General features: G+C 69.0%; 12 protein-coding genes. 4 read left to right on the top strand and 8 right to left on the bottom strand.

What is annotated here, in order from left to right; translation table 11 throughout:
- Nucleotides 1–36: 36 nt before the first annotated feature.
- From A37E_RS0123890 to A37E_RS0123880, 3 genes are all read right to left on the bottom strand, one after another.
- Nucleotides 37–1332 (bottom strand): homoserine dehydrogenase, encoded by a 1296-nt coding sequence (locus A37E_RS0123890; RefSeq protein WP_029558925.1) that lies wholly within the window; start codon nucleotides 1330–1332, stop codon nucleotides 37–39.
- A gap of 137 nt (nucleotides 1333–1469) precedes the next feature.
- Nucleotides 1470–2690 (bottom strand): LL-diaminopimelate aminotransferase, encoded by a 1221-nt coding sequence (locus A37E_RS0123885; RefSeq protein ID WP_024278493.1) that lies wholly within the window; start codon nucleotides 2688–2690, stop codon nucleotides 1470–1472.
- Nucleotides 2691–2855: 165 nt separating this feature from the next.
- The gene (locus tag A37E_RS0123880; RefSeq protein WP_029558924.1) at nucleotides 2856–3146 is read right to left on the bottom strand and encodes a hypothetical protein; all 291 of its coding nucleotides are present in this window, start codon (nucleotides 3144–3146) and stop codon (nucleotides 2856–2858) included.
- A 533-nt stretch (nucleotides 3147–3679) separates the two neighbouring features.
- Here A37E_RS0123880 and phaC point away from each other — a divergent pair.
- The 4 genes from phaC (at nucleotide 3680) to A37E_RS0123860 (ending at nucleotide 9142) form a co-directional block, all read left to right on the top strand.
- Nucleotides 3680–5404 (top strand): class I poly(R)-hydroxyalkanoic acid synthase, encoded by a 1725-nt coding sequence (gene phaC / locus A37E_RS0123875; protein WP_029558923.1) that lies wholly within the window; start codon nucleotides 3680–3682, stop codon nucleotides 5402–5404.
- Between the two features lie 368 nt (nucleotides 5405–5772).
- The gene (gene thrC, locus A37E_RS0123870) at nucleotides 5773–7185 is read left to right on the top strand and encodes a threonine synthase (protein WP_029558922.1); all 1413 of its coding nucleotides are present in this window, start codon (nucleotides 5773–5775) and stop codon (nucleotides 7183–7185) included.
- Nucleotides 7182–8447: a pitrilysin family protein gene (locus A37E_RS0123865; protein ID WP_029558921.1), complete on the top strand. Its 1266-nt coding sequence runs from the start codon at nucleotides 7182–7184 to the stop codon at nucleotides 8445–8447. The genes thrC and A37E_RS0123865 overlap by 4 nt, the downstream gene beginning before the upstream one ends.
- Before the next feature lie 41 nt (nucleotides 8448–8488).
- Nucleotides 8489–9142 (top strand): GNAT family protein, encoded by a 654-nt coding sequence (locus tag A37E_RS0123860; RefSeq protein WP_029558920.1) that lies wholly within the window; start codon nucleotides 8489–8491, stop codon nucleotides 9140–9142.
- A gap of 236 nt (nucleotides 9143–9378) precedes the next feature.
- On the opposite strand, the gene A37E_RS0123855 is transcribed toward A37E_RS0123860, so the two are convergent.
- From A37E_RS0123855 to A37E_RS0123835, 5 genes are all read right to left on the bottom strand, one after another.
- Nucleotides 9379–11181, bottom strand: a complete 1803-nt coding sequence (locus A37E_RS0123855) for a methanol/ethanol family PQQ-dependent dehydrogenase (RefSeq protein ID WP_029558919.1) — start codon at nucleotides 11179–11181, stop codon at nucleotides 9379–9381.
- A 268-nt stretch (nucleotides 11182–11449) separates the two neighbouring features.
- Complete coding sequence (locus A37E_RS0123850) at nucleotides 11450–14053, bottom strand: plasma-membrane proton-efflux P-type ATPase (protein WP_029558918.1); 2604 nt, start codon at nucleotides 14051–14053, stop codon at nucleotides 11450–11452.
- A 14-nt stretch (nucleotides 14054–14067) separates the two neighbouring features.
- Nucleotides 14068–15249 (bottom strand): acetate/propionate family kinase, encoded by a 1182-nt coding sequence (locus A37E_RS0123845; RefSeq protein WP_029558917.1) that lies wholly within the window; start codon nucleotides 15247–15249, stop codon nucleotides 14068–14070.
- 11 nt (nucleotides 15250–15260) lie between these two features.
- Nucleotides 15261–16622, bottom strand: coding sequence for a bifunctional enoyl-CoA hydratase/phosphate acetyltransferase (locus tag A37E_RS0123840; RefSeq protein WP_197023037.1), 1362 nt, complete (start codon nucleotides 16620–16622; stop codon nucleotides 15261–15263).
- A gap of 111 nt (nucleotides 16623–16733) precedes the next feature.
- Nucleotides 16734–19061 (bottom strand): DUF3141 domain-containing protein, encoded by a 2328-nt coding sequence (locus A37E_RS0123835; protein WP_197023036.1) that lies wholly within the window; start codon nucleotides 19059–19061, stop codon nucleotides 16734–16736.
- Between the last annotated feature and the right edge of the window lie 121 nt (nucleotides 19062–19182).

The raw sequence follows: 19182 nt of genomic DNA, 5'->3' as shown, positions 1-19182 counted from the left end.
ACGTCGGTCCTTCTGGTTCTGTTGCCGCGCTCCGGATCAGTCCTTCTCGATCCGGATGACCTGGGGCAGGGAGGCGACCACGCCGTCCGCCTCGATGGCGGCGATGGCGCGGCGCACGGCGGCCTCGGTCGTGGCATAGGTGATGAGAATCACATGCGCCGTATCGGACGGCATCGCGCCGCCCGGCTGCCGCTGGACGATGGATTCCAGCGAGATCTGCTCGTCCGCCATGCGGCGGGTGATGGTGGCGGCAGTGCCCGGCTTGTTCACCACGGCGAGGCGGATGTAGTAGCCGCCCTCGTGGCGCTGCATGGCGGCGCGCTCGGCCTTGGCGAGGCGGTCCACCGGCAGGCCGAAGGCATAGCCCCTGGCGCCGCGCGCCACATCGAAAAGATCGCCCACCACCGCCGAGGCGGTGGCATCGCCGCCGGCGCCGGGGCCGACCAGCGTCAGCGTCACCGCATCGCCGTCCACCGCCACCGCATTGGTGACGCCGGAGACCTGGGCGATGGGCCAGTGCTTCGGCACCATGGTGGGATGCACGCGCTGCTCGATGCCGGTGTCGGTCTTCACCGCCACGCCGAGCAGCTTCACCCGGTAGCCGAGATCATCCGCCGCCTCGAGGTCGGCGAGGGTGAGCTGGCGGATGCCCTCCACATAGATGGCGTCCGCATCCACCTGCGTGCCGAAGGCCAGCGAGGTGAGGATGGCGAGCTTGTGGGCGGTGTCGAAACCGTCGATGTCGAAGGTCGGGTCCGCCTCCGCATAGCCGAGCCGCTGCGCCTCGGTGAGGCAGACGTGGAAGGACAGCTTCTCGTCCGCCATGCGGGTGAGGATGTAGTTGCAGGTGCCGTTGAGGATGCCCGACACGCGCTCGATGGCATTGCCGGCGAGCGCCTCGCGCAGCGTCTTCACGATGGGGATGCCGCCCGCCACCGCCGCCTCGAAATGCAGGCCCGCACCGGAGGCCTCGGCCCGGCGGGCGAGCTCCACGCCGCACTTGGCGAGCAGCGCCTTGTTGGCGGTGACGACCGGGATGCCCCGGTCCAGCGCGGCAGCCACGGCCGCCTTGGCCGGGTCGCCGTCGCCACCCATCAGCTCCACGAACACGTCGATGTCGCCGTCGCGGGCGAGCGCCACCGGATCCTCGAACCAGGCCACGCTTGAGAGATCGAGGCCGCGGTCGCGGCTGCGGTCGCGGGCGGCCACCGCCGTCACCTTCACGGTGCGACCGGTGCGCGCCTCAAGCTCGCCGGCGCGGCGCTCGAGCATGCGGAAGACCGCGGCCCCGACGGTGCCGAGGCCGGCGAGGCCCACTTTCAAATCGCTCATCTGTCAGTCCGGTTCCTGTCCTCGGCTGGCGTCATACCACAGCCCGCCCGGCGCGAGGTTCCGGCTGTCGCCGGAACCGGTCAATGCTCGATCGCCAACCCGTTCGGCCCCGGTGTCAGAGGGGCGGGGGCGTCGGCTCAGCGCGCGGCGCTGAGCGGAACCACGTTGTGCAGCGTGGTGCCGGCCTGCTCGAAGAAGCGGCGGACGTTGCGCGCCGCCTGGCGGATGCGCTGCTCGTTCTCCACCACGGCGATGCGGACGTATTCGTCGCCATGCTCGCCGAAGCCCACGCCCGGCGACACCGCCACCTCCGCCTTCTCGATGAGGAGCTTGGCGAATTCCACCGAGCCCATGGCCCGGAAGGGCTCCGGGATGGGCGACCACGCGAACATGGTGGCGCGGGGCACCGGGATGTTCCAGCCGGCGCGGCCGAAGCTCTCCACCAGGGCGTCGCGGCGCTTCTTGTAGGTCTCGCGCATCTCGGCGATGCACTCCTGCGGGCCGTTCAGCGCCGCGGTGGCCGCCACCTGGATGGGGGTATAGGCGCCGTAGTCGAGATAGGACTTCACCCGCGAGAGCGCGGCGATGAGCCGCTCGTTGCCCACGGCGAAGCCCATGCGCCAGCCGGCCATGGAATAGGTCTTGGACATGGAGGTGAATTCCACCGCCACGTCCATGGCGCCCGGCACCTGCAGCACTGAGGGGGGCGGGTTGCCGTCGAAATAAAGCTCGGCATAGGCGAGGTCGGAGAGAACGATGAGGTCGTTCTTCTTCGCGAAGGCCACCACGTCCTTGTAGAACTCGAGGTCCGCCACGCAGGCCGTGGGGTTCGAGGGATAGCACAGCACCACCGCGATGGGCTTGGGGATGGAGTGCTGGACCGCCCGCTCCATGGCGTGGAAGAACTCCGGCCCCGGCTCGGCCGGAACCGAGCGGATGACGCCGCCGGCCATCAGGAAGCCGAAGGCGTGGATGGGGTAGGAGGGATTGGGGGTCAGGATCACGTCGCCGGGGGCGGTGATGGCCTGCGCCATGTTGGCGAAGCCTTCCTTGGAGCCCAGCGTGGCGACGACCTGCCGGTCGGGGTCCAGCTTCACGCCGAATCGCCGCTCGTAATAGGCCGCCTGCGCCTTGCGCAGGCCGGGGATGCCCTTGGAGGCGGAATAGCGGTCGGTGCGCGGCTTGCCGATGGTCTCTTTGAGCTTCTCGTAGACATGCGCCGGCGCGTCGAGGTCCGGGTTGCCCATGCCGAGGTCGACGATGTCCACCCCGGCATTGCGGGCGGCGGCCTTCACACGGTTCACTTGCTCGAACACGTAGGGCGGCAGCCGGCGAATGCGGTGGAAATCGGTCGTCATCTCAATGGCTCCAGAGGCCGCGCATGTTGTCTCCCGGCGCGGCAGTCGGGCTTTGTAGCACTGTTCGGTGAATGAAAAAGCCTTGATTGCGGTGGCGATGGGGCGGTGGCCGCCATATCGCACCGCACAATGACGCGAAACGCCCGCAGGCGCCGCGCGCGCGGCTCACTGCGCCTGCGGCACCTGCTTGGCCTGCTGCTGGCGGGCGAGGCGCTCAAGGTCGCGCTGCAGCTTCTGCTGTTGCTCGGCGGTGAGCGGGTCTCGGCGCTCGGCGGGTGGGGCGCCCAGCGTGGGGAAGTGGGTGGCGTCCACCTCGGGCACCGAGGTCTGCGGCGGGGCGAGGCCCGGAATGCCCGAGCCGGCGCAGGCGGAGAGGCTCGCGGCGAGCGCGAGGAGAAGCGCGGCGCGCAGCGTCGGGACGGCACGGCCTCGCGCCGTCGGGGAGAAAAGGTCCATTGTCCGTTCCGGATGGCTCCCGGTCCCGGCGGTGACGATACCGGGGCGAGATACCTCCTGAGGGGCCGGTGCCGTGCGGGCGTACCGCAGACTCGACCAAGGAGGTGTGTCTAAGGGCGCCTGCGGCGTGGCCGCGAGGCTCGATCCTGTCACTTTCACACTCTAGAGTATGAAGGAAGCGCAGGCAGCGATAAAGATGGGCTACGTTTCGTAACGGCCCGCGAGCAAGACCCGCGAGAGGAAACGCGCATGTCCCGTGTTGAGGAAACGCCGAACGTATCCGCCGCCCCCATGATGTCGGTGGAATCGCCGGTTGCGGCGGGTGGCCCCGCGCATCTCAGCGTCGTCCCCCCCGCGGCCCAGACCCCCCGAATCCCGCGCCCGAATCGGCGCCCCCCGCGGCCAAGGCGGACGCGCCGAAGGCTGGCGCCGGGCCCAGGGCTGACGGCAGGAGCGATAGCAAAGGTGAGGGCAAGGGCGACGGCGCCCGCCCCGGCCTCAACATCGAGGCCTTCTCCCAGAATCTCGCGCAGATGGTGGACGAGGGCGGCAAGGCGCTCGCCGCCTATCTCGGCCCGCGCACCCAGGCCAAGACCGACGACCTCGCCGACGAGATCGCCGACGCCCTCAAGACCGTGGGGCAGGTCGCCGAATACTGGATGACCGATCCCCAGCGCACGCTGGAGGCGCAGACCCGCCTCATGGCCGGCTATCTCTCGGTGTGGACCAACACGCTGAAGCGCCTCGGCGGCGAACAGGTGGAGCCGGTGACGGCGCCGGACGCGCGCGACGCCCGCTTCAAGGACGAGGGCTGGCGCGAAAGCCCCATCTTCGATGCGCTCAAGCAGGCCTATCTCGTCACCACCCGCTGGGCCGAGGACATGGTGGAGGAGGCCGAGGGCCTCGACGCCCACACGAAGCACAAGGCCGGCTTCCTGGTGAAGCAGGTGACGAACGCCATCTCGCCCTCCAACTTCGTGATGACCAATCCGGAGCTGATCCGCGAGACCTTCTCCTCGTCCGGCGAGAATCTCGTGAAGGGGATGAAGAACCTCACGGAGGACCTCGTCGCCGGCAAGGGCTCGCTCAAGATCCGCCAATCGGACCTGAGCGCGTTCGAGGTGGGGCGCAACCTCGCCACCACGCCGGGCAAGGTGATCTACGAAAACGATCTGATGCAGCTCATCCAGTACGAGGCCACGACCGGCAGCGTGAAGAAGATGCCGCTGCTCGTCGTGCCGCCGTGGATCAACAAGTTCTACATCCTCGACCTGACGGCGGAGAAGTCCTTCATCAAGTGGCTGGTGGACCAGGGCATCAGCGTCTTCGTCATCTCCTGGGTCAATCCCGATGCCCGGCTCGCCGAGAAGGGCTTCGACGATTACATGCGCGAGGGCATCATGACCGCCCTCGACAAGGTGGCCGTCGCCACCGGCGAGCGGCAGGCGCACGCCATGGGCTATTGCGTCGGCGGCACGCTGCTCGCCACGACGCTCGCCTACATGGCCGCCACTGGGGACGACCGCATCGCCTCCGCCACCTTCCTCACCACCCAGATCGACTTCACCCACGCGGGCGATCTGAAGGTGTTCGTGGACGAGGACCAGCTCGCCGCCATCGAACGGAAGATGAAGCAGACGGGATATCTCGAAGGCAGCAAGATGGCCTCCGCCTTCAACATGCTGCGCTCGAACGACCTGATCTGGCCCTATGTTGTGAACAACTACATGAAGGGCAAGGCGCCGTTCCCGTTCGACCTGCTGTTCTGGAACTCCGATTCCACAAGGATGCCGGCGGCGAACCATTCCTATTACCTGCGCAACTGCTACCTCACCAACAACATCGCCCGCGGCCTCGCCGAGCTTTCCGGCGTGCGCATCGACATGACCAAGGTGAATGTGCCCGTCTATTCGCTGGCGACGCGGGAAGACCACATCGCCCCGCCCAATTCGGTGTTCATCGGCGCCAACATGCTCTCCGGCCCGGTGCGCTACGTGCTGGCCGGCTCGGGCCACATCGCCGGCGTGGTCAATCCGCCGGCCAAGATGAAGTACCAGTACTGGGCCGACGGCCCCACCGGGCCGAGCTACGACCTGTGGCTTCAGGGCGCGCAGGAGCACAAGGGCTCCTGGTGGCCGGACTGGCTGAACTGGTTCTCCGGCTACTACCCCGAGGACGTGCCCGCCCGCCCCATCGGCGGCGGCCACTTCACCCCCATCGAAGACGCCCCCGGCCGCTACGTGCGCGAAAAGAGCTGAGGGGAGGGGGCGCGCCTTCTGTCGTGGCGATGCCGCCGCGCTGACCCGCTCTCGACGTGGATTGCCCATCCCTCACCACCGTCATGCCCGGGCTTGTCCCGGGCATCCACGTCGTGCCGACCGGACGATGGCCGAAGATGTATTCCCGGCCCGCCCACGTGGATGGCCGGGACAAGCCCGGCCATGACGGCCTGTGAGTGGCGGCCCGCGCTTCCCGGGGGGCGGCGCCAGCGCTTGGTCTCCCTTGTCCGTCCTCGCCTCTGCCGGCCTTTGACTCGACCCTCTCCCGTCCGCCTTTCCCGCGAGGCCGCTTGCGGTTAGTTTGGCGGAAGGCCCGCTTTGGGCCTCTCAAGACCTGTCGAGGGCCCGTGCGTTACGTTTCCACCCGGGGCGAAGCTCCTGTCCTGTCGTTTTCCGATGCGCTGCTGGCCGGTCTGGCGCGCGACGGCGGCCTCTATGTGCCGGAGGCGTTCCCCACCCTGAGCGCGGACGAGATCGCCGCGCTGGCGGGAAAACCCTATCCGGCGGTGGCCAAGGCGGTGATTTCCCCCTTCGTCGGCGATGCGCTGCCCGAGCGCGTGCTCGACCTGATGATCGCCGACGCCTACGCCTCCTTCCGCCATCCGGCGGTGACGCCGCTGACGCAGATCGGCCCCAACCGCTTCCTGCTGGAGCTGTTCCACGGTCCGACCTTGGCCTTCAAGGACGTGGCGATGCAATTGCTCGCCCGCATGATGGACCATGTGCTCGCCGCCCGCGGCGCCCGCGCCACCATCGTCGGCGCCACCTCGGGCGATACCGGCAGCGCGGCCATCGAGGCGTTTCGCCATTCCGATGCGGTGGACGTGTTCATCCTCTACCCGCACAAGCGGGTGTCCGAGGTGCAGCGCCGGCAGATGACCACCGTGAACGCGCACAACGTCCACGCCATCGCCGTGGAAGGCACGTTCGACGACTGCCAGGCCCATGTGAAGGCCATGTTCAACCACCACGCCTTCCGCGATTCCCTCGCGCTGGCGGGCGTGAACTCCATCAACTGGGCGCGCATCGTCGCCCAGGTGGTCTATTATTTCTATGCCGCCACCGCGCTGGGCGCGCCGCACCGCGAGGTGTCGTTCGTGGTGCCCACCGGCAATTTCGGCGACATCTTTGCCGGCTACGTGGCCAAGCGCATGGGCCTGCCCATCCGCGACCTCTCCATCGCCACCAACGTCAACGACATCCTGGCCCGCACGCTGGAGACGGGGCGCTATGAGGTGAAGGGGGTGCATCCCTCCTCCTCGCCGTCCATGGACATCCAGGTGTCGTCGAATTTCGAGCGCCTGCTGTTCGAGGCGGTGGACCGGGACAGTGCGCAGGTGCGCCAGCTCATGGCCTCGCTCGGCCAGTCCGGCGCCTTCACCGTGCCGCGCGACGCGCTCGCCGCCATCTGCAGCGATTTCTCCGCCGGCCGCGCCGACGAGCCGGAGACGGCGCAGACCATCGCGCGGCTCTACCAGTCCGCCGGCTATCTGGCCGACCCGCACACCGCCGTGGCTCTGGCGGTGGCGGACAAGGTGGAGCACGCGGCCAAGGTGCCGCAGGTGGTGCTCTCCACCGCCCATCCCGCCAAGTTCCCCGATGCGGTGGAAGCCGCCACCGGCCACCGGCCCGGCCTGCCGCCGCACATGGCGGACCTTCTGACCCGCAAGGAAAGCGTGAGCGTGCTGCCCAACGACCTCGTGGCCATCGAAACCTTCATCCGCACCCATGCGCGGGTCGGACGGGGCGCCGCGGCATGAGCGTGAAGATCTCGACCCTCGACAACGGCATCACCGTCATCTCCGACGAGATGAGCCACCTCGGCACCGCCTCCCTCGGCATCTGGGTGGGCGCCGGCGCGCGGCACGAGATGGGCGACGAGCACGGCATCTCGCACCTTCTGGAGCACATGGCCTTCAAGGGCACCCGCCGCCGCTCCGCCCGCCGCATCGCCGAGGAGATCGAGCAGGTGGGCGGCGACATCAACGCCGCGACCTCGGTGGAGCAGACCACCTACAACGTCCGCGTGCTGGGCGAGGACGTGGGCCTCGGCATCGACATCCTCGCCGACATCCTCACCGAGCCGGCCTTCGCCCCCGACGAGCTGGAGCGGGAGAAGAACGTGATCGTGCAGGAGATCGGCGCGGTCATGGACACGCCCGACGACCTGGTGTTCGACCTGTTCCAGGAGCAGGCCTTCCCCGGCCAGAGCGTCGGCCGCTCCATCCTCGGCACGCCGGAGACGGTGCGCGGCTTCAGCCGCGACCAGCTCGGCGCCTATCTCGGGCGCACCTATCGCGGCCCGCGCATGGTGGTCTCCGCCGCCGGCGCGGTGGAGCATGACCGGCTCGTGGACGAGGCCGCCGCCCGCCTCTCCGGCGTCGGCAACGGCGCGGCCCCGGAGCTGTCGCCCGCAACTTACGCCGGCGGCACGCGGCTGACCGCGCGCGACCTTGAGCAGGTGCACGTGCTGATGGGGCTGGAGGGCTGCTCCTACAAGGATGCGGACTACCACGCCCTTCAGGTGCTCTCGAACGTGCTGGGCGGGGGCATGTCCTCCCGCCTGTTCCAGGATGTGCGGGAGGAGCGGGGGCTCTGCTACTCCATCTATGCCTTCCACTGGAGCTATCAGGACACCGGCCTGTTCGGCATCTATGCCGGCACCGACACCGGCGACGTGGAGGAGCTCTCCAACGCGGTGGTGGACCAGATCTTCGACACGGCCGAGACCGTGACCGAGCTGGAGGTGGCCCGCGCCAAGGCGCAGATGAAGGTGGGGCTGCTCGCGGCGCTGGAAAGCTCCGGTGCCCGCGCCGACCAGCTCGCCCGGCAGATCCTCGGCTTCGGCCGGGTGATCCCGGTGGAGGAGATCGTCGCCCGGGTGGAGGCGGTGGATGTCGCCGCCGTGCGCGCCGCCGCGTCCCGCCTCATCGGCCGCGGCCGGCCGACGCTCAGCGTCATCGGGCCGAAGGGCGGGCTTGAACCGGCTGCACGGGTGGTGCAGCGTCTTGGGGGTCACTAACCGGCTGCGCCGGCAACGGAGTTTGGCTCGGGCGCAACGTGATGTGGCTGTCCGCACTCTTTCCCTTCCCCGCCGAGCCCCTCCCCACCATCGAGGGCAAGGGCGTCTATCTGCGCGTGCCGCAGATGAAGGACTTCGTGGCGTGGCGGACCCTGCGCGACATCAGCCGCGGCTTCCTCACGCCCTGGGAGCCCCTGTGGCCGGCCGATGACCTCACCCGCGGCGCCTTCCGGCGGCGGCTCAGGCGCTACGCCCGCGACATGGTGACGGACGAGGCCTATCCGCTGTTCATCTTCCGCCGCGCGGACGACGAACTCGTCGGCGGCCTCACCCTCTCCAACGTGCGGCGCGGCGTGTGCCAAGCGGCGAGCCTCGGCTACTGGATGGGCGCGCCCTATGCCGGGCAGGGCTACATGCGGGCGGCGGTGACGGCGCTGCTGCCGGTGGCCCACGACGTGCTCCATTTGCGCCGGGTGGAGGCGGCCTGCATGCCCCACAACCAGGCCTCCATCCGCCTTCTGGAAAGCTGCGGCTTCACCCGTGAGGGCTATTCCCGGGAATATCTGTGCATCAACGGGACGTGGGAGGACCACATCCTCTTCGCCCGCCTGAAGAGCGACCCCATCGCCCGGCTCGTGCCGCGCGGGGACACCCTCGCCACTCGCCTGAGCCGCGTGCCGCCGGCGGCACAGTAGGGAGCACGCGCGTTTCTTCGCGACGGGGACGCGATGAACCACCCTCGCGCCCCGGACGCATGCAGCGACAGCGGAATGCGAGCCGGGGCCCAGCGCAAGAGTTCGCCGCAGGCGCTTCCTGACCCCACCGCCCTCGGGTTTTGCCCCGCTGCGCGGGGACTCTTGCGCTGGACCCCGGATCCGCGCTCCGGCTGCGCCGTCGCTTGTCAGGGGAACGGGGGCGCTTCGCGCCCCCGTCACTCCCCCTTGGGCAGGGCGAACACCGTGAGCTGCCCGCCCAGCGCCGTATACTGGTTCAGCGCCGCATAGGCCTCGTTGGCGCCCGAGCCGTCGCCGGGGTCGCTGAGGCCGGCGGCGAGGCCGATGCCGGCCCAGCCGCCGACGCCGGAGAGCACGGCCACATATTGCCGGCCGCCCTGCAGGAAGGTGGTGACGTTGCCGACGATGCCGGAGGGGGTCTTGAAGCGGTACAGCTCCTTCCCCGTCTTCGCGTCCACCGCCTTCAGCCAGCCTTCCAGCGTGCCGTAGAAGACGATGCCGCCCGCCGTCGCCAGCGCCCCCGACCAGACGGAGAACTGCTCCGGCTTCGACCACACCGCCTCGCCCTTCAGCGCATCCCAGGCGAGGAAGGCGCCGGTGCTGCCCGCGGTGCCAGGGGCGGGATGAATGGAGAGGGTGGCGCCCACATAGGGCTGGCCCGGCACGTAATCCACGTGGAACGGCTCGTAATCCATGCACATGCGGGTGACGGGCACGTAGAACAGCCGCGTCTGCGGCGAGAAGGCCGCCGGCTGCTGGTTCTTGGCGCCCAGCGACGAGGGGCAGATGCCGGTGTAGGTGACATCCTCGCCCTCCCGCTCGGTGGAGAAGGCGGGGTCGCGCTTGGGGCGGCCATAGGTGGGGCTTTTGGGGTCGAGATCGATGCCGCTCGCCCAGTTGGCCGTGGTCTCGTATTTCCCCGCGCGGAGCAGGGCGCCGGTCTCGCGGTTCAGCGTGTAGGCGAAGCCGTTGCGGTCGAAATGGGTGAGGAGCGGGGTGGGTTTCCCGTCCACCTCCTGCTCGGTCAGGATCATCTCGTTGACGCCGTCATAGTCCCACTCGTCGTGGGGGGTCATCTGGTAGACCCAGCGGGCGACGCCCGTGTCCGCGTCGCGGGCGATGATGGTGTCGGACCAGCGGTTGTCCCCCGGCCGCTGGCTGGGGTTCCAGGTAGCCGGGTTGGCGGTGCCGTAATAGACGAGGTTGAGCTTGGGGTCGTAGGCGAACCAGCCCCAGGTGGCGCCGCCGCCGATCTTCCACTGGTCGCCGGACCAGCTCTTGAGCGACGAATCCTTGCCCAACGGCTTGCCCAGCTCGGTGGTCTTTTCCGGGTCGAACAGCATGTCCGCATCCGGCCCGGTGCTGTAGGCGCGCCAGACGAGGTGGCCGTCCTTGAGGTCATAGGCGGAGAGGTGCCCGCGCACGCCGGCCTCGGCGCCGGAAATGCCGACGATGAGCTTGTCCTTCACCGGCATCACGGTGGCGGTGTTGGAGGCGCCGAGCGCCGGATCGCCGTTGGCCACCGACCAGCGCTTCGCCCCGGTCTTCGCGTCGAGCGCGACGATGGTGGTGTCCGCCTGATGCAGGAAGACGAGGCCGTCCGCATAGGCGAGGCCGCGATTGACGAGATCGCAGCACATCACCGCGGCCACGTCCTTCTTCTGGCGCGGCTCGTATTTCCAGAGGATGCGACCCTCGTTCTTGAGGTCGAGGGCATAGACCACATTGGGGAAAGGGGTGTGGACATACATCACGTCCCCCACCACCAAAGGCGCGCCCTCGTGCCCGCGCAGCACGCCGGTGGAGAAGGTCCACGCCACCCGGAGGCGCCCCACGTTGCCGGCATCGATCTGCTTCAGCGGGGAATAGCGCGTGTTGGCGTAGTCCACCGTCTGCAACACCTGCTCCGCGCCGGTGGCGGTGCGCGTCAGCACGTCGTCATTGGCGAGGGCGGCGGCCGGGAGGAGGGCGAGGAGGAGGGCGGGGAGGAGGCGTGTCATCGGCAGCAACGGTCCGGGTATCGTGACGCAAACAGGCGCGAAGGTCTCCCCCGCGCCCGCAGCATCCTCGCCGCACGCCGGCGACGCAACCGCGCCGCAAGGGCAGCCGTGGTGCGGCCCATCTCCCCTCTCCCGTTGCGGGAGAGGGGCCGGGGGTGAGGGGGCGGGTCTGCCCGTTAGTCCCAGATGCCGGTTCTGCCGGAGGCATACCCCTCACCCCAACCCTCTCCCGCAAGGGGAGAGGGGGCACCGCTGGTTTCGGGGAGGCTCAGCCCGGAACGACCGGGCCGATGGAGGCGTCGATCAGGCTCATGCGCCGCTCCCGCGCATTCACGAAGCGGAAGTAGATGACCTTCACGAGGTCCATCACCAGCGTCCATACCAGGCAATAGGCCCAGACCACGCCGATGAGCAGCCACGGCAAAGCCGGCATGAACCAGCCGAAGGCGCACATGAAGATGGCGAAGATCTGCGTGCCCATCACCGCCGCCAGCACGGGCAGGCTGGGATAGGGCGGGCGGAACAGCGTGCCCTGCACCCGCGAGACGAAGAACAGCAGGTGCCCGCCGGCGCACAATTGCAGGAACAGCATGGTCTGGATGTGGGAGAGGTCCATGGGCAGCCGCGCCATGAGTTCCGGGCTCTTCATCCAGAACATGCCGAGCATGACGATGCCGAAGCTCTGCACCAGCGCCATGATGCCCATGATGGTGGAGAAGGAGAGGATGCGGTGCATGTTCCAGCGCACCGGTGAGTCCTGCACCTTCACGTTGTCGTAGGCGATGGTCATGATCGGGATGTCGTCAAGCAACGCCATGACGACGATCATGATCGCGGTGAGCGGCATGAAGTCGTAGACCAGATAAACCAGCACCACCACCAGCATGATGTTCAGCGTCATGGCGATGCGGTAGTATATGTAGCTGGTGATCCGCTCGAAGATCGCCCGCGCCTCCATGATGGCGTTGATGATGGTGGAGAGCCCCGGCGCGGTGAGAATGAGCGCCGCGGCGCTGCGGGCCGCATCGGTTGCCCCGGAGACCGCCACGCCGCAATCGGCCTGCTTCAGGGCGGGGGCGTCGTTCACGCCGTCGCCGGTCATGGCGACGATGTGGCCGCGCTCCTGCAAGGCCTTCACGATCTGGAACTTGTGCTCGGGGAAGACGCGGCCGAAGCCGTCCGCCACCTCCACCGCGCGGGCGGCGTCGATGGCGATGTGCTCGGGGCCGGAATCCTGGCCGAACACGTCGCTCGCCACGAGGAGATGATCGCCGAGGCCGAGCTGGCGGGAAATCTCGCCGCCGATGGCCACGTCGTCGCCCGTCACCATCTTCACCGAGACGCCGAGCGCCTTGGCCTTGGCGATGGTCTCGGCGGCGTCCGGCCGGGGCGGGTCGAGCATGGGCAGGAGGCCGAGCAGCGTCCAGGTCTTGCCGTCGTCGGAGCGGGCGACGCCGAGCGCGCGGGTGCCGCTGCGGGCGAGGGTTTCCACCGCGTCGAAATAGCCCTTCGCATCGGCCTCCGAGAGGCCGCACTGGGCGGCGATGGCCTGCGGCGCGCCCTTGGCGAAATGCACGGTCTTGCCGTCCGGGCCGGTGACGCTCGCCACCGTCTTCTTGCTGACGGGATCGAAGGGCGTGAAGTCCACGCTCTTGTAGCCGTCGAGCACCTTCGGGTCCTTCACCGCGGCGATCACCGCCTTGTCGATGGCGTCGTCGCTCTGGCGCTGGGAGGCGAGCGCGGCGCCGAGGATGAGATCGTCCGGCTTGGCGCTGCCCCACGGGATGGGCGTCTGGAGGGTGAGCTGGTTCAGGGTCAGCGTGCCGGTCTTGTCGGAGCACAGCACGTCCACGCCTGCCAGCTCCTCGATGGCCGAGAGGCGGGAGACGATGGCCTGCTGCTTGGAGAGCGCCAGCGCGCCCAGCGCCATGGTCACGGACATGACCGCCGGCGTCGCCACCGGCACCGAGGCCACCAGCAGCACCAGCACGATCTGCACGATGGCGCCGGCATGCTGCCATTCCCAATGCCCGTCGGCGATGATGTCGCGGTGGACCTGCGCCACCACCAGCACCAGCGCCAGCGCGGCGGAGAGGATGATGAGGAAGTCACCCATCTGGATGACCGCCTTCTCCGCATGGGACTTGGCGCCGGCGGAGGCGACGAGCTTCGCCGTGCGGCCGAAGAAGGTGGCATTGCCGGTGGCGGTGACGAGGGCCGTCATGGTGCCCTGCCGCACGATGGAGCCGGAATAGCCGCTGTCGCCCACCGCCTTGGAGACGGGGAGCGATTCACCGGTCAGCGCCGCCTGATCGACGGAGAGATACTTGCCCTCGATCAGCAGCAGGTCGGCGGGCAGGGTCTCGCCGCCGGCGACGCTCACCACGTCGCCGGGCACGAGGGCGGCGGTGTCTACCGTCATCCACTTGTTGTCGCGCAGCACGCGGGCCTTGAGCGCGAGGCCCTTCTTCAGCGCGGCCAGCGCGCTCGCGGCCTTGCTGTCCTGCCAGAAGCCGACGATGGCGTTGTAGATGAGCAGGCCCATGACGACGATGAAGTCGGGCCAGTCCTGGCGGATGAGGGAGAGGAGCGCCGCCGCCTCGATCATCCAGGGGATGGGCCCCCAGAAATAGCCGACCAGCTTCTCCCACCGGCTGTCCTCATGGGCGACGATGGCGTTGGGGCCGTATTTCGCCTGCCGTTCGGCCGCCTCGGCGGCGGTGAGGCCCTTGGGGGAGGCGCCGAGTTCGGTGAACTTGGCGGCGATGGCCGCCGCATCCAGCCGGACGGAGCCGGAGGACGATCCCGCCGCCGGCTTCGCGGCGGGGACCTCGGTGGGAGCTGCGGCGGCGAGGGCTGCGCTCTGTGCCATTGGACTTCTCCCGGTCAGGCGGAACGGGTGAGCGCCAGCGTGTGCTGGGCGATCATCAGTTCTTCGTTGGTGGGGATGACGAAGGCCGCGACGGCGCTGTCCGCCGTAGTGATGCGCGGCCCGTTGGCGGCATTGGCCGCCGGATCGAGGGTGAGGCCGAAGGCGGCGAGGCGCTCCAGCACGGCGGCGCGCACCTTGGCCGAGTTCTCGCCGATGCCGGCGGTGAAGACGAGCGCGTCGAGCCCGCCCAGCACCGCCGCATAGGCGCCGATGAACTTCACGAGGCTATAGACGAAATAGTCCACGGCCAGCCTGTCGTCGGCCGCCGCGCTGTCCTGCAGCACCCGCATGTCGGCGCTGTCGCCGGAGAGGCCGAGGAGGCCGGACTGGCCGTAGAGCAGCTTTTCCAGCGCCTCCGCCGTGTAGCCGGCCGAGCGCAGCAGATAGAAGATCACGTCGGCCGGCACGTCGCCGGAGCGGGTGGCCATGGGCAGGCCGGTGAGGCCGGCGAAGGCCATGGATGTCTCGACGCTTTTCCCGTCCAGCATGGCGCAGACCGAGGCGCCGCCGCCGAGATGGGCGGCGATGACCCGCCGCGCGCCGGGGGCGACCTTGGGCACCTGCCGGCTGATATAGTCGTAGGAGATGCCGTGATAGCCCCAGTGCCGCACGCCGGTGTCGCGCACGGCCTTGGGCAAGGCGTAGATCTGCGCCACCTCCGGCATGGTGCGGTGGAAGGAGGTGTCGAACACCGCCACCTGCGGCAGGCCGGGGAAGGCCTCGGCGATGGCCCGCGCGCCGCGCACGTTGAACGGCTGGTGCGAGGGCTCCATGGCGGCGAGGCCATCGAGATAGTCCAGCACCTCGGGCGTGATCTGCGCCGGTCCCTCAAAGCGCGTGCCGCCGAGCACCACACGGTGGCCGGCCGCCACCACCTTGATGTTGGCCTCGTGCTGCTCCAGCCACGTCACGATGTAGCCCAGCGCCTCCTTGTGGCTCAGGGCATGGCCGGAGCCCCATTCGTGGGCATCGATGGGCTTGCCGTCCGGCTCCTTGGCGATGAAGTGCGGATCCCCCGCCATGCTGTCGATGCCGCCCCGGCAGAGCAAAGGCGGGTCTTCCGCGTTCGACGTCCCATAGGCGCCGAATTTGAGGCTGGTGGAGCCGGAATTGACGACCAGAACGGCGTCGGTCATGGCAGCCTCGCTCAGTCGGCGGTATGGGGAAGGATGGCGTCGGGGGTGCGCTTGAGCGCATCGGCGTAGATCACCGCCGCGGCGGCGGAGAAGCGCCGGGCTTCCGCACTGTCGGCGCGGCTCGTCAGCATCACCGGCACGCGGGCGCCGACCACGAGGCCGGCGGACTGGGCATCGGCCATGAAGCCGAGGTTCTTGTAGACCATGTTGCCGGCCTCGATGTTGGGCACCAGCAGCACGTCCGCCGTGCCCGCGACGGGGGAGACGATGTGCTTCACCTGCGCCGCTTCGGCATCCACCGCCGCGTCGAGGTCGAGCGGCCCGTCCACGATGCCGCCGACGATCTGGCCCCGGTCGGCCATCTTGGAGAGGATGGCGCCGTCGAGGGTGGCGGGCATCTTGGTGTGCACCATCTCCACCGCCGCCAGCACCGCCACCTTGGGCGTCTCGATGCCCAGCGCCTTCGCGAGGCCGATGGCGTTCTGGCAGATGTCGCGCTTCTGGTCTGTGTCGGGGGCGATGTTGAGCGCCACATCCGTCACCAGCACGCGGCGGGCATAGGTGGGCACTGACATGATGGCGCAATGGCTGAGCAGCCGGCCGGTGCGCAGCCCCGCCTCCTTCGCCATCACCGCATGGAGCAGCACGTCGGTGTGGAGGCTGCCCTTCATGAGCGCTCCCACCTCGCCCGCGCCGGCGGCGGCCGCGGCCTTGGCGGCGGAGTCTTCCTCGCTCGCGGTGGAGACGATGCGGGCGCCGGAAAGGTCGAGCCCGCCGGATGCGGCGATGCGGCGGATGTCCGCCTCCGGCCCGAACAGCACCGGCGTGATGAGCCCGGCAGCTGCCGCATCAAGCGCGCCGGACAGGGCATCGAGGCTTAAGGGATGGACCACGCCGGTGGGCAGGGGATCGAGCCTCTTGCAGCGCTCCAGCAGCGCCTCCAGCCGGTGCTCGGGCACGCTGACGCTGATGGCCTTCTCGGGCGCGGCCACGGTGATCTGAGCGGTAGCGACCACGGCGCCGGAGGGCGCCGCGATCGCGCCGTCGAGGCCGATCGTGCGGTCCGCCGCGTTCGTTTCGCGGACCGAAAGGGAAACGGTGAGCGGCACGTCGGCCGGCAGCGGCGCGGCGATGCTCACGCTGGAGGCGCGGATGGTTGAGCCGGGGCCGGGCAGGGCGGTGCCCACCAGAGCGGCGAACAGGGAGGCGGCAAGGCCGGCATCCGCCTGACCCGCCCCGACGCCGGCGATGATTCCGGCATCGCCGAAGGCGGCGCCCCAGGCGCGCAGGTCCGGCGTGCGGATGGTGCGGATGGCGGACGCACTGTCGCCCGCTTTGATGTCCTCGAACAGACGATTGGCGATGGTGGGCACGAACATGCCTCCTCGGGCGCGTCACTGGGAGGGAAGGCGAGGAACAGGCGGGCCGGGGAAAAGAGAAGTCCGGGCGCGGCGCGGGGGATGCGCCGCGCCCGTCTTCCCGGCTCAGACGGCTGCGGGGAGGTTCTGGCCGGGCACGGGGGCCGGCGCGGTCTTCACCGCTGCCAGCGCCACGGTCTTCGGCGCCGAGACGCCGAGGATTTCGGCCAGGCGTTCCACCAGGGCCCGCTCGCCGGGGGTGTAGGTGCCATCCGCCGTGGCGACGCCGACCACCTTGTTCACCAGATCCTGCCGCTGGCCCGGATCTGTGACCAGACGGGCGATGGCCTCCACCGCCTTCTCCCGTTCCAGGAGCAGGATGTAGAACTGGTCGCGCACCAGCGTCTTGAACTCGGGCAGCGAGAGCTGCATCAGCTTCTGCCGCGTCTCGTTGAGCGAGCTGGCGGCCGCCTCGTCCAGCGCGCGTGTCACCGAGAGCACGTAGAGCGAGGCGCGCACCAGCGCCTCGTTGAAGCCGCCTTCGGCCACGCGGTCGCGGAACTCGGCGATCTTGCGGTCGCGGAAGGCTTCCTTCTGCGGGCTGTTGGCCGGCAGCTCGCGGACCTTCCCGTCGAGGTTGAGGCCCAGAAGGCCGTGCAGCACCGGCGAGCCGTAGACGGCGAAGAAGGACTGCTCCACGGCCCGGTCGCGCATGTCCCGCCAGCCGTCGAGGGCGGCGTTGATCTGGTCGGACCAGAAGTTCTGCGCCGTGACGAAGGGATTGGAGGCGTCCGCCGGCTTGCGGGCCGTGGTGACGTCGGCGGCGAGCTTCTCCACCCCCTTCATGAGCGGGTTGGTATCCGCGAACAGGGAGTAGGAGAGCCGCAGCGGATTGAAGCGGAACAGCGCATCCGCGAGCTGCGGCGTCGCCATCGCCTTCACGACGGGCTGGAGGAAGGTGCGATAGAGCGAGTGGTTGATCTCCGACACCCGCCGCGCGGCGGCGAAGGCGCGATCATCCTCCACGCTGTTGCGGCCATAGGCGCGGATGTCGTCCAGCGAGCGCAGCTCGAAGCGGGAATGCCAGGCCGGGCCGCCGGCCTTCACCTGCTCTTCCGACGCCGGCTCGATGACCAGCTCGTAGAGGCCGGGGGGCAGGCAGTCGATGAGGTCCATGAGGCGCACCAGCTCCTCGTCCTCCTTCGCTCCGACCTTGGCGGAGACGAAGATGGCGAGGTGGCCCACCTTCTGGTTCATGCAATAGACGATGGTGCGGCCCTCGGCGCGGATGTCGTCCACGTCCCTGTAGAGGTCGAGGATCCAGCCCAGCGTCTGCGGCGGCGGGGAGATGTTGTCGCCCTGAGAGGTGAAGACGATGACCGGCGAGGAGATGTTGCGCAGGTCGAACACCTTGCCATCGGTGGAGCGCACCTCGTTGCGGGTGAGCTTGTCGCCGATGAAGAATTCATCGACCAGGAACTGGATCTCGTCGCCGTTCAGCTTGATGAAGTCGCCCCACCACTTCTCGAACTCGAGATAGCGCGGGCCTTCGGTGTCCACCTTCGACCAGACGTCATACTGCTTGCCCCACAGCCAGTTGGCCGGGTTCAGATTGTCGAAGTTCAGGATCAGCCAGGTGCCGTCGAACTTGCCGCCGCCGAGGTCGCTGACGAGGTTGGTCAGCCACGAGCCGCCGAGCAGGCCGCCGGAATAGCGCATGGGGTTCTTGCCGTGCACGCCCTGCCAGTAGGACATGGGCGAGCCCGCCACCATGCAGGGGCCGAACAGGTCCGGCCGCAGCATCGCTACCATCAGCGTCTGGTAGCCGGCCTGGCAATTGCCGATGGCGAAGGTGGGCGGGGCCTCCGGATGCATCTGCCGGATCCGCTCGAAGAAGGAGACCTGACCTTCCACCACGTCGAGGAAGGTCTGCCCCGGCTCCGGCTCGGCGGCGAAGCCGATGAAGTAGACCGGATGCCCGGTGCCCAGCGCCTCGCCGATCTCGCTCTCGGTCTTGAACCCGCCGATGCCCGGCCCCTGCCCGGCGCGCGGGTCCACCACCACCACCGGCCGCTTCCGCGGGTCCACCACCACTCCGGCGGGCGGGACGATGCGGGACAGGGAGTAGTTGATCGGCCGCGGCAGCGCCCGCCCGCTCACCAGCACCTCATGGTCGAAGGAGAGCACCGTCGCCATGGGTCGTGAGGTAATATCGTGCTGCTCGTTCCCCCTCCGGCGGAGGAGGTCGAGGAAGAGGACCTGGCGCTGGGCGGCGTCCACGAGGTAGGCGCCGAGAGGTCCGGCCTGACTCGCACCTGAACCCATGCCGAACTGTGGGTTGAATGCCGGTGAAAGTCCCTTCTGGAATGCCGACATCGCGGCGTTCGGGTCGAACGGCAGCAGGTTCTGGAAGGGGGAAAGGACAGGGGAGGGGGCAGGCGTATCGGCGGCCATGACGGGCTCCCGTCTCTCGCCGGCCCAACGATTGCGACAGGCCGGACGTTGCTTTCGCACGTGCGAATGGCCGCAGCTAAGGTCCCGTCTCTCCCTCGGGTCAATTCCGTTGATCTACGGG

The organism is Xanthobacter sp. 91 (assembly GCF_000702385.1).
GTDB lineage: Bacteria > Pseudomonadota > Alphaproteobacteria > Rhizobiales > Xanthobacteraceae > Xanthobacter > Xanthobacter aminoxidans.
The sequence above is the reverse complement of the archived record's forward strand: the minus strand, read 5'-3'. Positions and strand labels throughout refer to the sequence as shown.